This is a genomic window from SAR324 cluster bacterium (genome assembly GCA_029245725.1).
GTDB lineage: Bacteria > SAR324 > SAR324 > SAR324 > NAC60-12 > JCVI-SCAAA005.
Window position 1 is genome coordinate 1 of the sequence record JAQWOT010000142.1, and the last position, 4600, is coordinate 4600.

Sequence of the window (4600 nt, forward strand, 5' to 3'; positions counted from 1 at the left end):
GAGAGCAAGGATTTCCCATCAACGGACGCATCGGCTTGGCCTTTGCCGAAAACCTCCGCAGCAGTTCAATCTCTTCCAGTAGCCTGGTCCTCACTGACATCCAAGGCCATGCCGTCACAGGTACCGTCTCAGTGAAAAGAAACTGGTTGCTCTTCAAACCTACAATCAACCTCCATCAAAAGACGACTTACCAGGCCACCGCATCTGCAGGCTTGCTAAGCCAGTCTGGGCAGAAACTCCTCAACAACTACTCCTGGAGCTTTACCACCGGAGATAACAGCAGCAACAAGTTCCCCAGAGTGATTCAGAAAGAGCCTAGGGACAATGCCACCGGAGTTGCTCAAAACATTATTCCAACCCTGACTTTTAACGGGCCTCTCTTTGAGGGAACTAGCCTAAGCCTTGAGTTGCGCTACTCTGGCAACCAGAGCCGTGTCTCTTGCTCACCCTCTCTCTGGGCAGCTAGTGTTCATTGTCTGCCCAACTCCTTGCTGGATAACAACACCTCCTACACCGCCACACTTCTCAAAGACAGCCTTCAGTCACTGGAAAACCTGAGCAATGACAACATCAGCTGGAGTTTCACCACCGGTAACTCTACCACTCCCAATAGCGCCTCACTGCAGCACATCGGCGAATTCAATGACAACTACACTCGAAGTAGGGTCATCCTACTACAAGTTGGTGAGGGGGCCTCTCAGTATCGGCTGAGTGACAATCTCTCTACTCCTGCTGATGCTGAGTGGCAACTGCCTCTCTTCTACCCAGTCCGAGCCCCTTTTGTGCTCAGTGGTGCTCAAGGCAACCAAACCGTCCGAGTCTTCTACCGCGCTGACAATCAGACCCTTATTGACAACCAAAGCCTCACGCTGACCTATGACTACAGCATGCCAGTAGGGGGACTGACCCTGCCGGAGGCCACCAACCAGGAATCTCTAGCCTACCTGATTATGGCCAAGGATAACCTCAGTGGTGCTTGGCGGCATCTGATCACCAGGGGCAACACCTATCCAACTGTAGACTTAGAGACCTGGAAAGTCTTCCCAAGCACTCCAGTTGACAACACGAACCGCCAGAGTTTCTGGGATAACATTACGAAGGGCAACCTCTCCTTCAAATGTATTCACAAGCCTACCCTGCAGGCTTTTGCTGCCGGTAACTCAACCATCTTTGATAACTCCGGTCTCAACACGACTAATTGTGCCTCTTTCAGTGACTTCAACCAGCTGCTGCCCAACTGGGACAACCAAACCTTTCGCTTTGACAACCTGAGCCAGAATACTGAACAGAGTCACACGCTCTGGATCCAGGACCGGGCAGGAAACATCGGCTGGGGCTATCCTTTTAAAATTCGTTTTGATAATGCAACTCCGGACACCAGCAAGACCACGGTTGCGTTTGACAACCTCAGTAGCTCCTTCAACAGCTTGAGTCTCAAACTCAACACAACAGACAACGATACTCACTTCTTCCTGGTTCAGCTTGATAACACTACGACTCCTAATGCCTATGGCAGTGGCTGGGTCCAAGCTCAGCCAAACCTGCTCTACTCCCTGCTACTCGACAACACCAGCAACACCCGGCAGCACGCACTCTATCTATGGCTGAGAGACAAGGCTGGAAACATTGACAACCTGACTTCCACCAGAACCGTTTATCGCGCCTGGCTCTACGACGGACAGACCAGAGTCGATAATCAGAGTAATCCAATCGTCAATGCCTATGCTGGTCTCAAAATCAAGTACCCACAAAGTTTGCCCAGTAGCTATCCGCTGGCTAATCTTCAGCTTAAAAAAGCCAGTGACAACCAAACTGTCAGTGGGCAATGGAATCTGGACAATGACAGTTTGGTCTTCTGGTCCACAGGGCCACTGCTAAAAGAGACAAACTACCAACTCCAGCTACGGGGCTTTGTGCATCCTCAGGACAACCTGACCCTCTATCCCTCTCAGCTCTTTCACTTCAAAACTGATAACCAGAGTCTCGATCTAAGCAATGGGCTTGTTGCCTACTACGCCTTGGACAATAACACCTTTGATTACTCGGGCAATAGACTCGACGGAATTTATGTCAACGGTGCTAGCCCAACTCCAGACCGTTTCAATGCATTAGACAAGGCTGCAGCTTTAGCAGGGAGTCAATATATCTCTATTCCCGATAATAACTTCTTGGACCTGACAGACAACTTCAGTGTGGCAGCTTGGATTTATCCAACGGCTGTAGGATCAGGGGAACAGGGGATTGTCTCGAAGTATCATAGCAATGCATCTCCCCTCGTGCTTGAGCTGGAAAGTGACGGATCCATCGCCAGTGATGGGTTGAATTCCTCCAAAACTCTGGATAACAACACCTGGTATCACGTTGGCCTGACCAGAGGAAACAACACGCTCAAATTGTTTATCAACGGTGAGTTGGTTGCTGATAACAACAGTATTGGGATCAGCAACAGCGTCAACACGGACAATCTCACGATTGGTTCTGACTTCAATGGTCGATATTTCCAAGGAAAAATCGATGAGGTCAAAATCTACAATCGTGTGCTCTCAGCAGATGAAGTAAAAGCATCGTATGCGATTGATGATACTCAGCCAGTAGTAACAAACTCGTCCCCAACAAATGGCGCAGCAGGATTTCCTGCTGGGGACAACCTCACCGTTGATTTTTCTGAACCACTTTTGAGCAGCTCGCTCAGTCAAAGTTCTGTGGAACTAAAATTCGATAATGGGACCTTGGTAGCAGGTGGGATCACTTATGAAGAAAGCACGTTCAAACTGAACTTTGATCCGAGTAGCACACTTCCCCCTTCTGAAAACTACACCCTTTACTTGCATTCAGGGATTCAGGATCTAGCTGGCAATCCACTCAAACCAACCCAGATTTCCTTCCAAACTGGCATGGCCGGTTCTGGCACGGCAACGGACCCCTTCCTGATTTCAAATGCAAGTGGCCTTGACAAGATCAGGGACAACCTCACCGCTCACTACAAGCTAACCAGTGACATTGATCTGAGTGGCATCAGCAATTGGAACCCTATTGGTCCGACGTTCGAAGGCTCTTTCAACGGTGATAATAAAACTATTAAAAATCTCCGCATAGATAATTCAACAGGTACTGACGTTGGCTTATTCTCGAAGATTCAAAGTACGGCAGGAGGAGCAATTGTAGAAAATATTAAATTTACCAATAGCTTTGTACGAGGACAAAATGACGTTGGCACAGTAGCGGGATTACTAGCCGATTCTTACGGAACTAATCCGACAAATACAATTAGGAATGTAATAATTGATAATGCTACTGTTGAAGGCAATTCCAACTTGGGTGGTTTAGTTGGTCAGGCATCTGGCTTGATTGAGCAGGTTGGAATCAAGCAACTTAAATTATTTATTGCAAGTACTGTTACTAATGCTAATGCTGGTGGACTAGTTGGAGACCTTTATGATGGTCAAATCAAGAAATCTTTTGCTGAAGGCATTATTGATAATCAAAGTGGTAACAATAAAGGAGGATTAATCGGAATGATACGTGGTAGTTCCACTACCAATCCTGCCTCCTTAGAAAATAGTTACGCACATGTCAACGTGACAGGAAACATACGTGTTGGTAGTTTGATTGGAAATATACAAAATGCAAATACGACTATTAACAACAGTTACTCAACTGGTTATGTCATTCATTCAAATCCAGGTGGTGGAGCGATTGGATATTATAGTACTAACACTGCTTCATCCGTTGATTATGATAATCAAACAGACACCTCCCCAAATGACAATGTTAGTGCGACCCCAGCTACCACCGCCCAACTCCAACAAACTCAGGACAACACCACAGCGATCTTCTCTGGGTGGGACTTCGTCAATGTCTGGGATCCAATGACTCTCTGTGAGTATCCTCGCTTGCGCTGGGAAAATGCACCGTACGGTACCTGCCACTTTGGAGAAACCCTCAGCGCCGGCGCCAATTACACCTGCGCAGTGTTGGATAATGGCTCCGCTATGTGTTGGGGATATAATTCTAATGGACAATTGGGGAATGGAAGCTCTGGATCTGACAACGCCACCCCCGGCAACGTCCTCAATCTAAGCAACGCCCGCTCAATTTCAGCTGGTTTGGACCAATATGGTAATTACACCTGCGCAGTGCTCGATAACGGTTCTGCCAGGTGCTGGGGAAAGAATCATCGGGGACAATTGGGGAATGGAAGCTCTGGAACTGACAACGCCACTCCCGGTGTCGTAATAGGGTTAGAGTCCGTTAAATCTATCAGCACTGGAGGCTACCACGCCTGCGCGGTGCTCGATAACGGATCCGCAATGTGTTGGGGGTATAATGATTATGGGCAACTTGGGAATGCGAGCTCTGGAACTGACAACGCCACTCCCGGAGCTGTAGCAGGACTACAGTCCGTGAAATCCATCAGCGCTGGAGGAACTCACACTTGCGCGGTGCTCGATAACGGATCTGCCAGGTGTTGGGGAGGTAATTCTAATGGACAATTGGGGAATGGAACTACCACCCCACGCACCGTTCCCTTTGCCGTCAGTGGGTTAGAGTCCGTTAAATCTATCAGCACTGGAGGCTACCACGCCTGCGCGGTGCTCGA

1 protein-coding gene is annotated in these 4600 nt (G+C 48.4%); it reads left to right on the top strand.

Features of this window, described 5'->3' with window-relative positions:
* Positions 1-4600, top strand: a 4600-nt coding sequence (locus P8O70_06530) for an Ig-like domain-containing protein (protein ID MDG2196530.1), incomplete at both ends; no start/stop codon positions are given.